At 75.2% G+C, this 16,572-nt stretch carries 13 protein-coding genes; 7 read left to right on the top strand and 6 right to left on the bottom strand.

Annotated elements, in window-relative coordinates:
• Positions 1–8: 8 nt before the first annotated feature.
• The 4 genes from yicI (at position 9) to ACQP6G_RS08920 (ending at position 4,898) form a co-directional block, all read left to right on the top strand.
• Positions 9–2,324 carry an alpha-xylosidase gene (gene yicI, locus ACQP6G_RS08935; protein ID WP_429763936.1) on the top strand — a complete coding sequence of 772 codons (2,316 nt, stop codon included), beginning with the start codon at positions 9–11 and terminating at the stop codon, positions 2,322–2,324.
• Positions 2,321–3,253 carry a D-isomer specific 2-hydroxyacid dehydrogenase family protein gene (locus ACQP6G_RS08930; protein ID WP_429763934.1) on the top strand — a complete coding sequence of 311 codons (933 nt, stop codon included), beginning with the start codon at positions 2,321–2,323 and terminating at the stop codon, positions 3,251–3,253. The genes yicI and ACQP6G_RS08930 overlap by 4 nt, the downstream gene beginning before the upstream one ends.
• Position 3,254: 1 nt before the next feature.
• Entirely contained in the window at positions 3,255–3,791 is a 537-nt protein-coding gene (locus ACQP6G_RS08925) for a gluconokinase (RefSeq protein WP_429763933.1), read from the top strand.
• A 66-nt stretch (positions 3,792–3,857) separates the two neighbouring features.
• On the top strand, positions 3,858–4,898 hold the full coding sequence (locus tag ACQP6G_RS08920) for an NAD(P)-dependent alcohol dehydrogenase (RefSeq protein ID WP_429763932.1): 1,041 nt from the start codon (positions 3,858–3,860) through the stop codon (positions 4,896–4,898).
• A 41-nt stretch (positions 4,899–4,939) separates the two neighbouring features.
• Here the strand turns inward: ACQP6G_RS08920 and ACQP6G_RS08915 are convergent, their stop codons facing one another.
• On the bottom strand, positions 4,940–5,821 hold the full coding sequence (locus tag ACQP6G_RS08915) for an alpha/beta fold hydrolase (protein ID WP_429763931.1): 882 nt from the start codon (positions 5,819–5,821) through the stop codon (positions 4,940–4,942).
• A 66-nt stretch (positions 5,822–5,887) separates the two neighbouring features.
• On the bottom strand, positions 5,888–6,781 hold the full coding sequence (locus tag ACQP6G_RS08910) for a universal stress protein (protein WP_429763930.1): 894 nt from the start codon (positions 6,779–6,781) through the stop codon (positions 5,888–5,890).
• A gap of 370 nt (positions 6,782–7,151) precedes the next feature.
• Here ACQP6G_RS08910 and ACQP6G_RS08905 point away from each other — a divergent pair, with 370 nt between their 5' ends.
• Positions 7,152–7,877 carry an alpha/beta fold hydrolase gene (locus ACQP6G_RS08905; RefSeq protein WP_429763929.1) on the top strand — a complete coding sequence of 242 codons (726 nt, stop codon included), beginning with the start codon at positions 7,152–7,154 and terminating at the stop codon, positions 7,875–7,877.
• A 74-nt stretch (positions 7,878–7,951) separates the two neighbouring features.
• On the opposite strand, the gene ACQP6G_RS08900 is transcribed toward ACQP6G_RS08905, so the two are convergent.
• Both ACQP6G_RS08900 and ACQP6G_RS08895 read right to left on the bottom strand, forming a co-directional pair.
• Complete coding sequence (locus ACQP6G_RS08900) at positions 7,952–8,992, bottom strand: alpha/beta fold hydrolase (RefSeq protein ID WP_429763928.1); 1,041 nt, start codon at positions 8,990–8,992, stop codon at positions 7,952–7,954.
• Positions 8,993–9,049: 57 nt separating this feature from the next.
• A complete protein-coding gene (locus ACQP6G_RS08895) occupies positions 9,050–10,765 on the bottom strand; it encodes a carboxylesterase/lipase family protein (RefSeq protein WP_429763926.1) in 1,716 nt (571 codons plus the stop codon).
• 325 nt (positions 10,766–11,090) lie between these two features.
• On the opposite strand from ACQP6G_RS08895, the gene ACQP6G_RS08890 reads away from it, so the two are divergent.
• Positions 11,091–11,528, top strand: coding sequence for a nuclear transport factor 2 family protein (locus tag ACQP6G_RS08890; RefSeq protein ID WP_429763925.1), 438 nt, complete (start codon positions 11,091–11,093; stop codon positions 11,526–11,528).
• A gap of 46 nt (positions 11,529–11,574) precedes the next feature.
• Positions 11,575–14,400: a helix-turn-helix transcriptional regulator gene (locus ACQP6G_RS08885; protein ID WP_429763924.1), complete on the top strand. Its 2,826-nt coding sequence runs from the start codon at positions 11,575–11,577 to the stop codon at positions 14,398–14,400.
• Here ACQP6G_RS08885 and ACQP6G_RS08880 read toward each other — a convergent pair.
• Together ACQP6G_RS08880 and ACQP6G_RS08875 are read right to left on the bottom strand one after the other, a co-directional pair.
• A complete protein-coding gene (locus tag ACQP6G_RS08880; RefSeq protein ID WP_429763923.1) occupies positions 14,347–15,585 on the bottom strand; it encodes a low temperature requirement protein A in 1,239 nt (412 codons plus the stop codon). The two genes, ACQP6G_RS08885 and ACQP6G_RS08880, sit on opposite strands and share 54 nt — an antisense overlap.
• 49 nt (positions 15,586–15,634) lie before the next feature.
• Entirely contained in the window at positions 15,635–16,537 is a 903-nt protein-coding gene (locus ACQP6G_RS08875) for an SDR family NAD(P)-dependent oxidoreductase (RefSeq protein ID WP_429763922.1), read from the bottom strand.
• Positions 16,538–16,572: the final 35 nt, after the last annotated feature.

Below are 16,572 nucleotides of genomic sequence, written 5' to 3'. Positions count from 1 at the left end.
CCTCCCCCATGAAGTTCACCGACGGTTTCTGGCACGCCCGCCCCGGCGTCGCGATCCACTACGCCCGCGAGGTGGACCGGGTCGCCGCCGACGGCGCGCGCCTGCGCTCCGTCGCGCCGACCAAGGTCGTGCGGCACCGCGGCGACACCCTGAACAACCCGGTCATCACGACCACCGTGTCGTCGCCGATGGAGAACGTCGTGCGGGTGCAGCACGTCCACCACAAGGGCCGCCAGGAGCCCCGCCGCTTCGAGCTGGACCTGCTCGACGGCATCGGCGAGGCGAAGGTCGTCGACGGCCAGGGCACGCTCACCACCGGCGACCTGAGCGTGCAGCTGTCCGTCGGGAAGTCCTGGGAGCTGTCGTTCCACGCCGGCGGGCGCCGCCTCACCGGGTCGAGCGGCAAGTCGGCCGCGTGGGCCGACGTCGCCCCCGACGCCTCCGTCGACCACGGCCCGATCGAGCTGCGCCGCGACGGGCGCACCAGCTACGTGTTCGACCAGCTCGACCTGGGCGTGGGCGAGCTCGTCTACGGCCTCGGCGAGCGCTTCGGCCCGGTGGTGAAGAACGGCCAGACGGTCGACATCTGGAACTACGACGGCGGCACGTCGAGCGAGCAGGCGTACAAGAACGTGCCGTTCTACCTGACCACCGGCGGCTACGGCGTCTTCGTCAACGACCCCGGCCACGTCTCGTTCGAGGTGGGCTCCGAGGCCGTCGAGCGGGTGCAGTTCTCCGTGCTCGGCGAGGCGCTCGACTACTTCGTCGTCTACGGGCCGGACCCGAAGACGATCCTCCAGCGCTACACCGCGCTCACGGGCCGCCCCGCCGAGATCCCCGCCTGGACGTACGGGCTCTGGCTGTCGACGAGCTTCACCACGGACTACGACGAGACCACGGTCAGCTCGTTCATCGACGGGATGGCGGAGCGGGACATCCCGCTGAGCCTGTTCCACTTCGACTGCTTCTGGATGCGCGAGTTCAACTGGTGCGACTTCGAGTGGGACGAGCGCACCTTCCCCGACCCGGAGGGCATGCTGGCCCGTCTCCACGACCGCGACCTGCGGGTCTGCGTGTGGATCAACCCGTACATCGCCCAGCAGTCGCCCCTCTTCGACGAGGGCATGGCGGCCGGCTACCTCGTGAAGCGCCGGGACGGCTCGGTCTGGCAGTGGGACCGCTGGCAGGGCGGCATGGCCCTGGTGGACTTCACCAACCCGGACGCCGCCTCCTGGTACAAGGACAAGCTGCGCGTGCTCGTGCGCCAGGGCGTCGACGCGTTCAAGACCGACTTCGGCGAGCGGATCCCGGTGGACGTCGAGTACTTCGACGGCTCCGACCCGGAGCGGATGCACAACTACTACACGCACCTCTACAACGAGGCGGTGCACGAGGTGCTCGCCGAGGAGCGCGGCACCGGCGAGGCCGTGCTGTTCGCCCGGTCGGCCACCGCCGGCGGGCAGCAGTTCCCGGTGCACTGGGGCGGCGACTCCACGGCGTCGTACGTGTCGATGGCCGAGTCGCTGCGCGGCGGCCTGTCGCTCGCGTACAGCGGGTTCGGCTACTGGAGCCACGACATCGGCGGCTTCGAGATGACGCCGGACGCCGGCGTGTTCAAGCGCTGGACGGCGTTCGGCCTGTTCTCCAGCCACAGCCGCATGCACGGCAGCGGGTCCTACCGCGTGCCGTGGATGTTCGGCGAGGACGAGTCCGACCCGACGAGCGCTGTCGCCGTGACCCGCACGTTCGCGCGGTTCAAGAACCGGCTCGCGCCCTACCTCGTCGCCACCGGGCACGAGGCGCACCGGTCGGGCACGCCGATGATGCGGCCCATGCTGCTGGAGTTCCCCGACGACCCCGCGGTGCCGCACCTGGACCGCCAGTACATGCTCGGGTCCGACCTGCTCGTGGCGCCGGTGTTCAACGCCGAGGGCGACGTCGACCTCTACCTGCCCGACGGCGAGTGGGCCGGCCTCCTCACCGGCGAGCGCGTCGCCGGCGGCCGCTGGGTGCGGGAGAACCACGGCTTCGACTCCCTGCCCGTCTACGTGCGCGCCGGCGGCGTCGTCCCCCTGAGCGCCCACGAGGAGCGCCCGGACGCCGACCACCTCGACGGGCTGACGCTGCTCGTGCACCCCGGCACCGACGGCTGGTCGCGGACCGTCGAGGTCGACGGCGCCGACGGCGAGGCCGTGGCGTTCACCGTCCGGCGCGACGGCGACGAGGTCGTCGTCGAGTCGGCCCTCGGGGCGGGCTGGTCGGTCGAGGTCGCGGGCGGCGCCCGCGCGCAGGCCGCGGACGGCGTCGCCCGGGTCGCGGCATGAGCGGCGCGACGTCGGTCCCCGGCGTGAGCGTTGCCCGCCCGGGCCCCGGCTGGCTGCCGGACGCCGTCACCGCGGCCGGCGCCCGCCTGGTCGCGCCGGGCCCGGAGACGGAGGGACTGCTCTGGTTCGGCGGCGACCTCGCCGACCTGCGGGCGGCGCTGGCGTCGGCGACCGGGACCCGCTGGGTCCAGCTGCCGTCGGCCGGGGTCGACGCGTACGCCGAGGCCGGGCTGCTGGGGACGCCGGGCATCACCTGGACGTCCGCGAAGGGCTCCTTCGCGCGCCCCGTGGCCGAGCACGCCCTCGCGCTGACCCTGGCGACGCTCCGGCACCTGCCGGAGCGCGCCCGCGCCCGCTCGTGGGGCACGTCCACCGGGACGTCGCTGTTCGGCGCCGACGTGCTCGTGCTGGGCGCCGGCGGCATCGCCCGCACGTACCTCGACCTCCTGGCGCCGTTCGGCACGCGCAACGTCGTCGTCCGCCGTCGGGCCGAGCCGGTGCCCGGCGCCGAGCGCACCGTCACCACGGACCACCTGGCGGCCGAGCTCGCCCGGGCGGACGTCGTCATGGTGGCCGCGGCGCTGACCACGCAGACCCGGGCGCTGCTGGGCGCGGACGAGCTGGCCGCCATGAAGCCCGGCGCCGTGCTCGTCAACATCGCGCGCGGCGGGCTCGTGGACACCGACGCCCTCGTGGCGGCGCTGGCCTCGGGCCGTCTCGGCGGCGCGGCGCTCGACGTCACCGACCCCGAGCCCCTGCCCGACGGCCACCCGCTGTGGGACCTGCCGACCGCGCTGATCACCCCGCACACCGCGGACACCCCGGAGATGGTCGCGCCGCTGCTGCGCGCGCGGGTCGAGGTGAACCTCCGCCGGTTCGTCGCGGGCGAGCCGCTCGACGCCGTCGTCGACCCGGCCACGGGGTACTGACGTGGGCCCCGTCCGCGTCGACGACCTGCGCGGCGTCGTCGTCATGGGCGTCGCGGGCTGCGGCAAGTCGACGGTGGGCGGCCTGCTCGCCGCCCGCCTGGGCCTGCAGTTCGTGGACGCCGACGACCTGCACCCGCCGTCGAACGTCGCCAAGATGTCGGCCGGGACCCCGCTGACCGACGACGACCGGCGCCCCTGGCTCGCCCGCGTCGCGGAGGTGCTGCGGACCGGCGCCGAGGCCGGCAGCCCCGTCGTCATGGCCTGCTCGGCCCTGCGCCGGTCGTACCGCGACGCCCTCCGCGACGGCGCGGGCGGCGGCGTCGCGTTCGTCCACCTGCACGGCGACCGTGACCTGCTCGCGCGGCGGATCGCCGCACGAGCGGACCACTTCATGCCGCCGGCGCTCCTGGACTCGCAGCTCGCCACGCTCGAGCCGCTGGGCGCCGACGAGAACGGCGTGGTGGTCGACGTCGACCGGACCGCCCACCGCGCCGTCGACGTCGTCGCGGGATGGCTAGGGCGCCCAAGGGTGCCCTGACAGGGCGCCCCGGAGCGGGCCGGGGGCGCATACGGTGGACCCCGCACCACCGACGAAGGAGAACTCTTGCGCACCGTCAACGCCTACGCTGCCCCGTCCGCGACCGAGCCGCTGGTCCCCACGACCATCGAGCGTCGCGACGTCGGCCCGAAGGACGTCCTGATCGCCATCCGCTACGCGGGGATCTGCCACTCCGACATCCACACCGTGCGCGGCGACTGGGGCCCGATCACCTACCCCCAGGTCGTCGGCCACGAGATCGTCGGCGAGGTCGTCGAGGTCGGCCCCGCCGTCACCAAGCACGCCGTCGGCGACCGCGTCGGCGTCGGCTGCATGGTCAACTCGTGCCGCGAGTGCGAGAACTGCCGCGCCGGCATGGAGAACTACTGTCTCAAGGGCAACACCGGCACCTACGCCGCCGTCGACCGGGACGGCACCATCACCCAGGGCGGCTACTCCACCCACGTGGTCGTCGACGAGGACTTCGTCCTGCGCGTCCCCGCCGCCATCGACTACGCGGCCGGCGCGCCGCTGCTGTGCGCGGGCATCACCACGTACTCCCCGCTCGCGCACTGGAACGCCGGCCCCGGCAAGCGTGTCGCGGTCGTCGGCATGGGCGGTCTGGGCCACATGGCCGTGAAGATCGCCGCGGCCATGGGCGCCGAGGTCACCGTGCTCTCGCGCACGCTGGCGAAGAAGGACGACGGCCTCGCCTTCGGCGCGACCGACTACTACGCCACCGACGACGCCGCCACGTTCGAGGCGCTGAAGAACCGGTTCGACCTCATCGTCAACACCGTCAGCGCGCCGCTCGACCTCAACCAGTACCTCCGGCTGCTGCGCCTCGACGGCACCATGGTCAACGTCGGCGCCCCGCCCGAGCCGCTGCCCATCCAGGTGTTCTCGCTGTTCAACAACCGCCGGTCGTTCGCCGGCTCCAGCATCGGCTCCATCGCCGAGACCCAGGAGATGCTCGACTTCTGCGCCGAGCACGGCATCGCGCCCGAGACCGAGCTCATCGCCGCCGACCAGATCAACGACGCCTACGAGCGCGTGCTGTCCAGCGACGTGCGCTACCGGTTCGTCATCGACACCGCGACCCTGTAGCACTGCGTCGCCGCCCTCGCGGGCCGGTGCCGGCGTCGCCGTCAGACGGCAGGGGCGTCGGCACCGGCGAGGAACTCCCGCAGGGCGGCGGCCACCTCGTCCGGGGCCTCCTTGGCCTGGTGGTGACCGGACCCGATCTGGCGGTGCCGCAGCGGCCGGTCGAGCCACGGCTCCCAGATGGCGGCCGGGTCGCCGTGGATGTCCAGGTCGTCCCCGGTCGACTCGAGCAGGAGCGTCGGGCACCCGACCCGGCGCCCGGCCGCGCGGTCGTCCTCGTCGTGGCGGCGGTCGATGCCGAGGCCTGCGCGGTAGTCCTCGCACATCCCGTGCACGACGGCGGGGTCCCGCAGCGCGGCCCAGACGTCGGCGTGGTTGCCGGGTCCGATGTCCTCCGGCGGCGGCGTGCGGTACCAGGCGTCGGGGTCGGCGGTGATGACCCGCTCGGCGGGCTTGTCGTCCTGGGCAAGGAACCACCAGTGCCACCAGGCGCGGGCGAACCGCGCGTCCGTCCGCTCGAGGTGCTCGACCACGGGCAGCCCGTCCATGACGACGAGGTGCGTGACCCGCTCCGGGTGGTCCATGGCGGTGCGGAAGGCGACCAGCGACCCGCGGTCGTGGCCCACCACGGCGAACCGGTCGTGGCCCAGGGCGGACATCAGGTCGACGACGTCCCGCGCCATCGCCCGCTTGCTGGACTGCGCATGGTCCGGCGCGTCGGGCGGCAGCGTCGACCTCCCGTAGCCGCGCAGGTCGGGGCAGACCACGGTGTGCTCCTGCGCGAGGAGCGGCGCCACCGCGTGCCACGTCGTGTGGGTCCGGGGGTGCCCGTGCAGCAGCACCACCGGCGTGCCCGTGCCGCCGTGCCGCACCCGCAGCGTCACCTCGGGAAGTTCCACCCGGTCCAGCCGGAAGCCGTCGAACATGAGCCGACGCTAGCAACGCGCCCGCGGCCTGACCGTCATCGGCACGGCCAGCGCGGCGCACCACGATCACGTCACCGAGCTCGAGCTCGAGGCTCGGGCCTCTCGTCGTCCCGGCGCCGGCACGTCGGCCGGGACGAGGACGACGGTGCCGCGGGCCCCGGCGACGACGCGGCGCGCGAGGGTTCGCCCCCTCAGGTCGCGCTGGGACGACGGCACGCCCACGACCGTGAGCGCGGCGCCCACCGATTCCTGAACGACGGCGCGAGCGAGCGCGGGGACCGCCCGGGTCCGCACGTCGACGTCGGGAAAGACCTGCTCGTAGGGGTCCAGGACCTCGGCGAGGATCTCCGCCTCGACCGTGGCGGGGAGGGTGTCACCCGGGACGTGCAGCACGGTGACCCCGACGCGACGGCGCGCAGCGGCGCGGAACGCCACGTCCAGGACACCGGTCGGGTCCTCCCGGCTGCGCAGCGCCGCGACGACGCGGTGCGCGGACGGTCCCTCCTGCGGAGCCTCTGCCAGCGCGACGACCGCCAGCGGTCGGCCGACCCGTCGTGCCGCCCGCCGGGCCGTCCCGGGGACTGGCCCGCCCAGCGCGCGGAGGCCGCGCCGCCGCCCCACGACCAGCAGGGCGTCGTCCCGGCGGGCGGACGCCGCCCCGGCCTGCGTGAGCGCGGTCTCGACGCCGAGCTGCGGGTCGACCTCGTGCGCCTGCCGCACGACGTCCTCCAGGTCGGCCCGCGCGGCGTCCCACGCCGCGGCGACGGGGCTGCGTCCGTCGGACGACGTCCACGGGTACCAGGTCCCCCAGGGAGTCGCGGGGACGACGACGGGCGGCGGCGTCACCACGGTCCGCACCACCCGCAGCGTCGTGCCCCGCACGGCGGCCTCGGCCGCCGCCCATGGGACCGGCAGGTGGCTGGCCGGGGTGTCGTCGAGCGCGAGGAGGACGGGCCCCACGGGCTCGACGCGGGAGGGAAGCCGAGACCGCAGCCTCGCGATCACCCGGGGATCGGTAGCGGACATGGTCGACCTTTCTCGGGACGGGACGGATGGCTACCGACGACGATGCCGAGGACGCCTGCGGGGTCGCGCCCGGGTGCGGCACCGGCGCCGTGACGGGTCGCCCGGGCCAGGGCACCGGGCCCGGGCACCGCCCGTGGGTGGACCCGGGTGCCGCACGGGTGCCGCGGTGCGGCCGGCGGCCGGACGGTGGGGACGTACCGCCGACCGAACGGAGAGCACGAGGAGATCCGCGAGCGCCGCCCCGGCCGCTGACCGACGGCGCCCCGACACCACGCACCGCACCATCCCGACGAAAGGAACCCTCATGTCCGAGCCCACCACGTCCCGCCCCACCGTCGTGCTCGTCCACGGCGCGTTCGCGGACTCGTCCAGCTGGAACGGCGTCGTCGCGCGCCTGCAGGCTCGCGGCGTCCCCGTCACGGCCGTGGCGAACCCGCTGCGGACGCTGTCCGGGGACGGCAGGTACGTCGCCGACGTCCTCGCCTCGATCCCCGGCCCCGTGGTCCTCGTGGGCCACTCCTACGGCGGCAGCGTGATCACCCAGGCCGCCGCCGACGCCACGAACGTCGCCGCCCTGGTCTACGTCGCCGCGTTCGCCCCGGCCGACGGGGAGAGCGCGCTCGAGCTGTCGGGCAAGTTCCCCGGCAGCACCCTCGGCGACACCCTGAAGAGCTACCCGCTCACCGACGGCGGCACCGAGCTCGCCATCCGTCAGGACGCGTTCGCGCAGCAGTTCGCCGCCGACGTCGACCCGGGCACGGCGGCCCTCATGGCCGCGGGCCAGCGGCCCGCGACGTCGGCAGCGCTCGGCGAGGGCCTCGCGGCGGGCGCCCCCGCCTGGGAGCGGCTGCCGTCCACGTTCGTGCTCGCCGGCGCCGACCGGAACATTCCGGCGGAGGCGGTCCGTTTCATGGCGGACCGGGCCGGCGGGCGCCTGATCGAGATCGCCGGGGCGTCCCACGCCGTCGCGGTCTCGCACCCCGCCGAGGTCGCCGACGCCGTGCTCGCCGCGGTCGCCGACGTCTCCTGATCCTGAGGCGCGCGAACGCCCCGGGCCGTGACGGGAGACCGTCCGGGCCCGGGGCGTTCGTGGTCGACGCGGCCCTACAGCCGGGTGGCGTCCACGACCGCCTGGGCGAACTCGCGCGGCGCCTCCTGCGGCACGTCGTGCCCGACGGCGAACGTCCGGTGGTCGTACGGCCCGACGAACTTGGCGCGATAGTGCGCCCCGTCGCCGTCCGGGGTGAACGGGTCGTCCGCACCGTCGATCGTGATCGTCGGGACGCCGATCGTCGGCCCGGCCGCCAGCCGCTTCTCGAGTCGGTCGTACCTCGGGTCGCCGGCGGCCAGACCGAGCCGCCAGCGGTAGTTGTGGACCACGATCGCGGCGTAGTCCGGGTTGGTGAACGCCGCTGCCGTCCGCTCGAAGGTCGCCGCGTCGAAGGACCAGGTGGGCGAGTTGAAGGTCCACACCAGCCGGGCCAGCTCGTCGCGGTACTCAGGGTTGTTCAGGCCCCGCAGGCCGCGCTCGGTGGCGAAGTAGTACTGGTACCACCACGCCCACTCCAGGCTCGGAGGGATCGGGTCCTCGTTGGCCTCCCGGTTGGTGATGAGATAGCCCGTCACCGACACCAGGGCCCTGACCCGTTCCGGCCACAGCGCGGCGATGATGTCGCCGGTGCGCGAGCCCCAGTCGTAGCCGGCGATCACCGCGCTGCGGATCCGCAGCGCGTCCATCAGCGCCACGACGTCCAGCGCGATGACGGACTGCTGGGCGTTGCGGAAGGTGCGGGAGGAGAGGAAGGTCGTCGTCCCGTGCCCGCGGAAGTACGGCACGATCACGCGATATCCCTGGTCAGCGAGCAGCGGCGCCACCTTCACGTAGCTGTGGATGTCGTACGGCCAGCCGTGCAGCAGGATCACGGGCGTGCCCCGGGCGGGGCCGAGCTCGGCGTACCCGACGTCGAGCTCACCGGCCCGGATCTGCTTGATCTCGGGGAACGCCGGGCGGACCGGCAGCACGGGGGGCGGTCCGGACGGACCGGCGGCGGGCGGGCCGGCGACCGCGGTCCCGGCCTGGGAGCCGACGGCTCCTGCGGCGGCGAGCACGCCGGTGGTGCGGAGGAACGTCCTTCTGTCGAGCATGGCGCGACCTTTCTGTGGATGGGTACGGGTGTTCTGCGTGCGGTGGCGGGGTGCCGGTCAGCGGGAGCCGAACAGCGCGACCGCCGCCCAGACGCCGCACCGGTGGTCGGCGGCGAAGCCGCGCTCGACGGACGGGGCCGGGTCGTCGAGGGAGAGGATCCGGTGCCCGGCCAGGTCGAACCTCGGCCAGGGCGTGGTGGCGGTGGCCGGCGACCCCGTGCGCGCGAACTGCACCCACGCGGCCTGCATCGTGTCGGCGAGCTGCTGCTGCGACGCCGAGAGCTCGCCGGGGAGCGGCGCGTTGGGCTGGTCGAAGAGGTACGCCAGCTCGGACTGGTGCGTGGCCGCGTAGGGCTCGCCGAGCGTGTCGGGCGCGAACAGCCTGGGCGCCTCGGCGTCGTTGAACTCGTACGCGTAGGTCTTGACCCAGGCCGAGGCCGCGCCGTCGAGCGCGAACGCCGGGCAGGAGAAGTTGGCGTCGGAGTTCAGCACGCTGAAGGCCTGCGCCGGCGACGCGTACCTCGACAGGGGGTAGGCCTTCGCGACGAACGACGCCGTCCGCGCGTCCACGCCGAAGTTCGTGGCGATGGTGGACTCGTAGCTCGACGCGTCGACCGGGCCGGGCAGCACGGCGGTGGCGCCCTTCGTCACGCTCAGCCCGAGCGTGGTGAAGGTCCGGTTCTCCTGGGTGTTGACGCCGTTGAGGATCGGCACCCGGTGGAACCGCCCGGTCGCGATCGCGTCGCCGACCGACCGGGGCAGGACTGTTCCGTCGACGACGCCGGGCGTGATCGACAGCGGCTGGTTCGCCACCAGGGTCTCGACGGACGCATGCCGCAGGCACTCGGCCACCTGCGCGGCGGTCCCGTCGTCGCAGCCGACGGCCGCCGCCGAGGCGACGCCCTCGCGCTCCGCCCGCGCGAGCGACTTCTGCACCGGGGCGAACGCCCCGCTCTGGATCACCGCCCGCTGGAACAGGCCCTTCGCCCCCGGCGACGCCAGGTGCATCGCGACCGACAGCCCGCCGGCCGACTGCCCCGCGATCGTCACGTTCCCGCCGTCCCCGCCGAAGCCGGCGATGTTGCGGTGCACCCAGCGCAGCGCCGCCTGCTGGTCCATGAGGCCGTAGTTGCCGCTCGCTCCGGCCCGGTCGGCCAGGGCGGGGTGCGAGAGGAACCCGAGCAGCCCGAGGCGGTAGTTGATCGTCACGACGACGGCGCCCTGGGCGGCGAGGTCTGCCGCCTCGTAGTCGGCGCCCTCCCCGATCTCGAAGCCGCCGCCGTGGATCCAGACGATCACCGGGAGCTTCGCGTCGGCCGCGGTGCCGGCCGGGACGGTGACGTTGAGGTAGAGGCAGTCCTCGCTCTGCCCGTTCGGGCTCGGCGGCGCCTGCGGGCACACCGGCGAGTAGTCGGTCGCCTCGCGCACGCCGCTCCAGGGCGCCACCGGCTGCGGCGGCTCCCAGCGCAGCTCGCCGGTCGGCGGCGCCGCGTACGGCACGCCGCGGAACTCCAGGCCTGCGGGCGTCGTGGCGCCCTCCAGGGCGCCGGCGTCGACGTGCACCACGGACGAGACGGGCGCGGGGCGGTCGGCCGCGTGCGCCGGGGGCAGGAGCGAGCCCCAGCAGGAGAGCAGCACGGCGAGCGCGCCGAGGACGGCGAGGAGGCGGACGGTGAGCGGGCGGACGCCGCGGCGTCCGGCGACCGCGGCGCGCGCGGTCGGTCGGGACGTGGTCGGTCGGGGGGCGTCGGGCGGTGGGGGGAAGGTGTTCATGCAGGCCACGGTCGCGCGCGGGCTCGGGGCAAGGCACCGGTGTCACTCCCTGGGCGACCACCCGGGCGACCACCGGGCGATCACCGGGCGATCACCGGGCGAGCCACTGGTGTCCGACGGGCGGACCACCGGACGAGCGCGGAGTCACCGCGCAGCGGCGGGCGGCGCCGAGCGGCTGCGATCCCAGGGTGTCGACCAGGGTGTTGCCCTGGTGGTCCCGGGCACGCAGGGCGGGAGGCTCGACCCAGGCGCCGGACCGGACGGTGCCGCACGTCGAAAGGACTCCGATGTTCCACCGCACCACGGCCGCACGACGGGGACGCGCATGACCGACCCGCTGGCGCCCCTCGACCGGCTGCTCGTCCTCGAGGAGCTCCGCCGCGTGCAGTCCCGGCTCTGCCGCGCCGCCTCCGTGCGCGACTGGGCCGAGCTGGAGTCGTTGTTCACCCCCGACGGCCGGTTCCGCGCCTACGGCGCGGACGGCGAGCTCGGCTGCTTCGCCGCCACCACGGGGATCGGGGCCGCGATCGACCGGGCCGTCGGCCCGGGGCGGCTCGTCGTCCAGTCCTCGGACGAGGAGCTCGACGTCCTCGCCGACGACCGGGCCGACGGGACCTGGGCCGTCGAGGACACCCTCTACCCGGAGGACGGGACGCGTGCCCGGCACGGCGCCGGGTCGCTCGCCCTGGCCTACCGGTTCGACGGCGGACGATGGCGGGTCGCGACGGCCGAGTTCACCCGGACGGCCCGTGAGCACGGCTGACCCGAGCGCTGTCGAGGCGCGGGGGCTGCGGATAGGCTCTGCGACCATGACGCCTGGTGCGCATGGTCCGACCCTCATCGGGCGTCGTCGCGAGCGGGAGCGGCTCAGCCGCCTCGTCGCGAGCGTGCGCGGCGGCGAGAGCCGTGCCCTGGTGCTGCGGGCCGAGACCGGGCTCGGCAAGACGATGCTCCTCGACCACGTCGCCGAGCAGGCGACCGGCTGCCGAGTGGTGCGGGCGATCGGCGTCGAGTCCGAGATGGAGCTGGCCCTCGCGGGCCTCCAGCAGCTCTGCGCTCCCGTCCTCGACGGCCTGGGAGCGCTCCCGGAGCCGCAGGCGATGGCGCTCGGCGTCGCGCTCGGCCTGCGCTCGGGACCGGCCCCGGACCGGTTCGTCCTCGGCCTCGCGGTGCTGAGCCTCTTCAGCCACGCGGCCGAGACGCGTCCGCTCGTCTGCCTCGTCGACGACGCCCAGTGGCTCGACCAGGCCTCCGCCCAGGTGCTCGCCTTCGTGGCGCGGCGGCTCGTCGCGGAGTCCGTCGCGATCGTCTTCGCCGTCCGCGAGCCGGTCGACGAGCGGTTCGCCGCGATCGAGGACCTCGTGGTCCGGCCGCTCGACGACGCCGACGCGCGCACGCTGCTCGGTACGGTCGTCGGCGGCCCGGTCGACGCGGCCGTGCGCGAGCGCATCGTCGCCGAGGCGCGCGGCAACCCGCTCGCGCTCGTCGAGCTCCGGCGCGGGGCGATGGAGTTCTCCGCCGCTCCCCTCCGGGGAGGCACCGGCGTCGGCGCCAAGGTCGAGGACGGCTTCCGGCGCCGCGTCGAGCGGCTGCCGTCCGACACCCGGCGGCTGCTGCTCCTCACCGCGATCGAGCCCGTGGGCGACCCGACCCTCGTGCTCGCCGCGGCGGCCTCGCTCGGCCTGGACACGTCCGCGTTCGCGCCCGCCGTCGAGGAGAACCTCCTGGAGCTCGGGGCGCGCCTCCGGTTCCGGCACCCCCTGGTGCGCTCCGCCGTGGTCGCCGCCGAGCCCGCCGCCGACCGCCGCGCCGCGCACCGGGCGGTCGCCGACGCCACGGATCCGCAGCAGGACCCCGACCGCCGCGCGTGGCACCTCGCCGAGAGCACGATCGGGTTCGACGAGGACGTCGCCGCCGAGCTGGTGCGCTCCGCCGACCGCGCGCGCCTGCGCGGCGGGATCATCGCGGCCGCGAACTTCCACGCCCGCGGAGCCGAGCTCACCCCCGACCGCCACATGCGGTCCCGGCGGATGCTCATGGCCGCCGAGGACACCCTCCGCGCCGGCGCGATGCAGGACGCGCAGCGGCTGCTCGACCGCGTGGAGCCGGAGCTGCTCAACGCGCACCAGCAGGCACGGGTCGACCTGGCCCGCAGCCACGTCCGCTTCTACACCTCCCCCGGCCGCGACGGCGCCGAGCTGCTCCTCGACGCGGCGAGACGCCTCGAGGCGTTCGACGGCGACGCGGCGATGGTCACCTACGCCAACGCCTTCATCGCCGCGGTCCTCGCCGGGTCGTCGGCGGGCCCCGTCGGCATCCCCGAGGTCGCGCACGGCATCCTCGCCGCGGACCCCGCGACGCCTCTCAACCGCGGGTCGCGGGCCGCGCTCGACGCCCTGCGCGGACTCGCCGTCCTCGTCCTGGACGGCTACGGGCCGGCCGCCCCGGCCCTTCGCACCGCGCTCGCGGCGCTGCGCTCGCTCGACGACGACGCCGACGCCGCGCAGCAGGACACCGATCCCATGCGCGGGTACGGCGCCGACGTCAGCCAGGAGGTCGGGGCGATGCGCTGGCTCCCCCTCACGTGCCTCGTCGCCCGGGTCCTCCTCGACGACGCCGCCTACCTCGACGCGTCGGCCGAGTTCACCGACGCCTGCCAGCGCGACGGGGCGTTCTCGACGCTCGCGATGGCGATGTCGGAGCGCTATCCGATCCTGCTGATGAGCGGCCGCATCGCCGACGCCGAGGAGCTCTACGAGGGCACGCGGGAGATCATGGCCGCGAGCGACGTCCCCGAGGGGCCGGACCGGGCGGGCTGGTTCGCCGCCTATCGCGGCGACGAGGCGGCCAAGCAGGAGTCCGCGGCGTCCGTCGCGCGCCGGGTCGCGGAACGCGGCGAGGCCCAGTGGCGGCTCTCGGACGACCTGCACGGCGGGGTGCTGCACAACTCCCGCGGGCGCTACGCCGAGGCCCTCGCGGCGACGGCCTCCGCCGACGGGCACCCGTTCGACGTGGGCCTCGCCGCCTGGGTGCTCCCCGAGCACGTCGAGGCGGCCGTGCGTGCCGGCGCTCCCGAGCAGGGCCGCGCCGCGGCCGCCCGCCTGCAGGAGATCGCCGACGCGACGGGCACGGACTGGGCCGTCGGGCTGGCCACCAGGTCGGCCGCGCTGCTCGCCGACGACCGCGACGCCGAGCCGCTCTACCGCGCCGCGATCGAGACCCTCGGCCGTACCCGGGTCGGCACCGCAGAGGCCCGGGCCCGGCTGCTCCTCGGCGAGTGGCTGCGTCGCCAGAACCGCCGGGTCGAGGCCCGCGAGGTGCTCCGGCAGGCGCACGAGCGCTTCGTCGGCTTCGGCGCGCACGCCTTCGCCGAGCGCGCGGCGCGCGAGCTCGCGGCGACCGGCGAGGTCGTGCACCGGTCGGTCGTCGGCCCGGTCGACGAGCTGACCGCCCAGGAGCGGCAGATCGCGCGGCTCGCGGCGACGGGCAGCACGAACCCGGAGATCGGCGCGCAGCTCTTCCTCAGCCCGCGGACCGTCGAGTGGCACCTGCGCAAGGTGTTCGGGAAGCTCGGCGTCACGTCACGACGGCAGCTGGCGACGGCCCTCAAGGACTCGGTGGTGGCTGCGGGCTGACCCCCGGCCGACGAGGGCGGCGGCGACGGCGACGATCGCCACGATCGCGGCGGCCGACGCCCAGGCGGGGAGCCACGGGGACGCGGCCGCGGCAGCCGCCACCGCGGCGGCGGCGACCACCGAGGCCGGCCGCCACGTCCTCAGCAGCACCCACCGGAACGCCTCGAGGCCGGCCAGGAAGCTCACGGCGCCGCCGGCGAGGGCGACCACCGCGAACCCGTGGGCGGGCGCGTCCGGCGCACGCGCGACGTCGTCGAGCAGGAGGGCGACGCCGAGGGCGACGAGCACCACGCCGCCCACGATCGGGAGGTGGCCGAAGGTGTACCCGTCGCGCGCGAGCGCGGAGCGTCGCGACCGGTCCGTGCCGGCGAGGGCCCGCGCCGCGTCGCCCGAGAGGTGCCCGAAGAACGCCCACCACAGGCTCGCGGTCAGGAGGAAGCCGAGGAGCGCGACGGCGAGCGCCGCGGGCTGCGCCGTCCAGGAGCCGACCCGGGCCCCGGTGGCGAGCACGGTCTCGCCGAGCGCGATGATGAGCACGAGGTCGTGCCGCTCGGCGAAGTGGCGGGCGCTGCCCACCCGCCACCCGCGGTAGCGCGACGCCGACCGACCGCCGACGAAGTCGACGACGAACGCGCTCGCCCACAGCGCCGTCTGCCACCTGCCGCCGAGCAGCGCGCCGGCGAACAGCAGGCCGATCGACAGCGACTGCGGCACGAGGTCGAGCAGGACCTGCGTGCGCAGGCGCCGGTGCGGCCAGGCGACGACCGCGAGCAGCACGACGTAGCACGCGCGCACCACGGTGAACGCGACCGCGAGGACGACCGCCGGGGCGACCGCGCCCGGCCGGGCGTCCCAGGCCTCGGGCACCACGAGCCCGACGACGAAGAGGGCCGCCATCGCGACGAGCATCCCGACCCGCACGAACCCCCGGTCGAGGCGCACCTGGTTGCCGAGCCAGATGAACGCGCACCACGACCACCAGAGCATGAGCAGCAGCACGACCGCCCGCCCGAGCGAGTCCGCGCCCGGCGTGGCCTCGACGAGCGCGACGTCCCGCGTGAGGGCGAAGACGAAGACGAGGTCGAAGAAGATCTCGAAGGGCGTGGTGCGGTCCTCGGCCCGCGTGGGCACGGCGGCGCCCGGGGCGGGCGTCCGCGCGTGGGAGGTGCGAGCCGGGGTGGTCACGTCGGCCCGATCCCGCTCCCGGCGCCGGTGATGCGCCAGACCGGGGCGCTCATCGATCCGCCCCCGTGGCCGCCCCGGCCGGCGCCGGCGCGAAGTCGGTGCTGCGGCTCGTCTCCGCCCACGCCTCCGTCTCCTCGATCCGGCGCCGGTCGCCCTCGAGCGCGCGCCCGACGGCGTCCGAGCCGAGCGGCAGGCGGAGCGGGAGATCGGCGCTCGCGGCGAGGTCCACCAGCAGCCGGGCGGCCCGCGCCGGGTCGCCGGCCTGGGTGCCGTCGGTCTCGGCCCTCAGGTCGTTGATCGCGCCGACCGTCGTCGCGTAGTCGGCGCCCGCCGGGTACCGGCGCATCGAGCCGCCCTGCCAGTCCGTGCGGAACGCGCCCGGCTCGGCGATCACGACGCGCACGCCGAACGGCGCCACCTCGGCGGCGAGCACCTCGGAGAACCCCTCCACGCCGAACTTCGCCGCCTGGTACGCCCCGAGCCCCGGCGAGCCGCCCACGCGGCCGCCGATCGAGGAGAACTGGAGGAACAGCCCGGAGCGCTGCCGGCGCAGGACGGGCAGGGCCGCCCGCGTGACGTGGATGACGCCGTACAGGTTGGTGTCGATCTGGCGCCGCAGGGCGTCGTCGGGCATCTCCTCGATCGAGGCGCTGTCGGCGTAGCCGGCGTTGTTCACGACGACGTCGAGCCGGCCGAAGCGCTCCACCGCGGCGGCGACGGTCGCCCGCGCCGCCTCGGCGTCCGTGACGTCCAGCGGGGCGAGCAGGAGCCGGTCGTCGCCGAAGCGCTCGGCCAGCGGTGCGAGGTCGTCCACGCGGCGGGCCGTCGCGACGACGGCGTCGCCGTGCTCGAGCACGGCCTCGACGATGGCGCGGCCGAAGCCGCGGGAGCTCCCGGTGACGAGCCAGACGCGCTGCGGGGTGAGGCTCTTCTCGGACGGGTTCTCGGACATGGTCCGTTCCTTTCGGGGTCGGCGGCGGGCCGCCG

It is taken from the genome of Isoptericola nanjingensis (assembly GCF_050311635.1).
Taxonomy (GTDB): Bacteria; Actinomycetota; Actinomycetes; order Actinomycetales; family Cellulomonadaceae; genus Isoptericola; species Isoptericola nanjingensis.
The sequence above is the reverse complement of the archived record's forward strand: the minus strand, read 5'-3'. Positions and strand labels throughout refer to the sequence as shown.

Coding starts and splice junctions, on each gene's coding strand:
- ACQP6G_RS08895 (WP_429763926.1), bottom strand. CDS start 10,765: ATGAACACCTTCCCCCCACCGCCCGACGCCCCCCGACCGACCACGTCC.
- ACQP6G_RS08930 (WP_429763934.1), top strand. CDS start 2,321: ATGAGCGGCGCGACGTCGGTCCCCGGCGTGAGCGTTGCCCGCCCGGGC.
- ACQP6G_RS08885 (WP_429763924.1), top strand. CDS start 11,575: ATGACGCCTGGTGCGCATGGTCCGACCCTCATCGGGCGTCGTCGCGAG.
- yicI (WP_429763936.1), top strand. CDS start 9: ATGAAGTTCACCGACGGTTTCTGGCACGCCCGCCCCGGCGTCGCGATC.
- ACQP6G_RS08905 (WP_429763929.1), top strand. CDS start 7,152: ATGTCCGAGCCCACCACGTCCCGCCCCACCGTCGTGCTCGTCCACGGC.
- ACQP6G_RS08875 (WP_429763922.1), bottom strand. CDS start 16,537: ATGTCCGAGAACCCGTCCGAGAAGAGCCTCACCCCGCAGCGCGTCTGG.
- ACQP6G_RS08900 (WP_429763928.1), bottom strand. CDS start 8,992: ATGCTCGACAGAAGGACGTTCCTCCGCACCACCGGCGTGCTCGCCGCC.
- ACQP6G_RS08890 (WP_429763925.1), top strand. CDS start 11,091: ATGACCGACCCGCTGGCGCCCCTCGACCGGCTGCTCGTCCTCGAGGAG.
- ACQP6G_RS08915 (WP_429763931.1), bottom strand. CDS start 5,821: ATGTTCGACGGCTTCCGGCTGGACCGGGTGGAACTTCCCGAGGTGACG.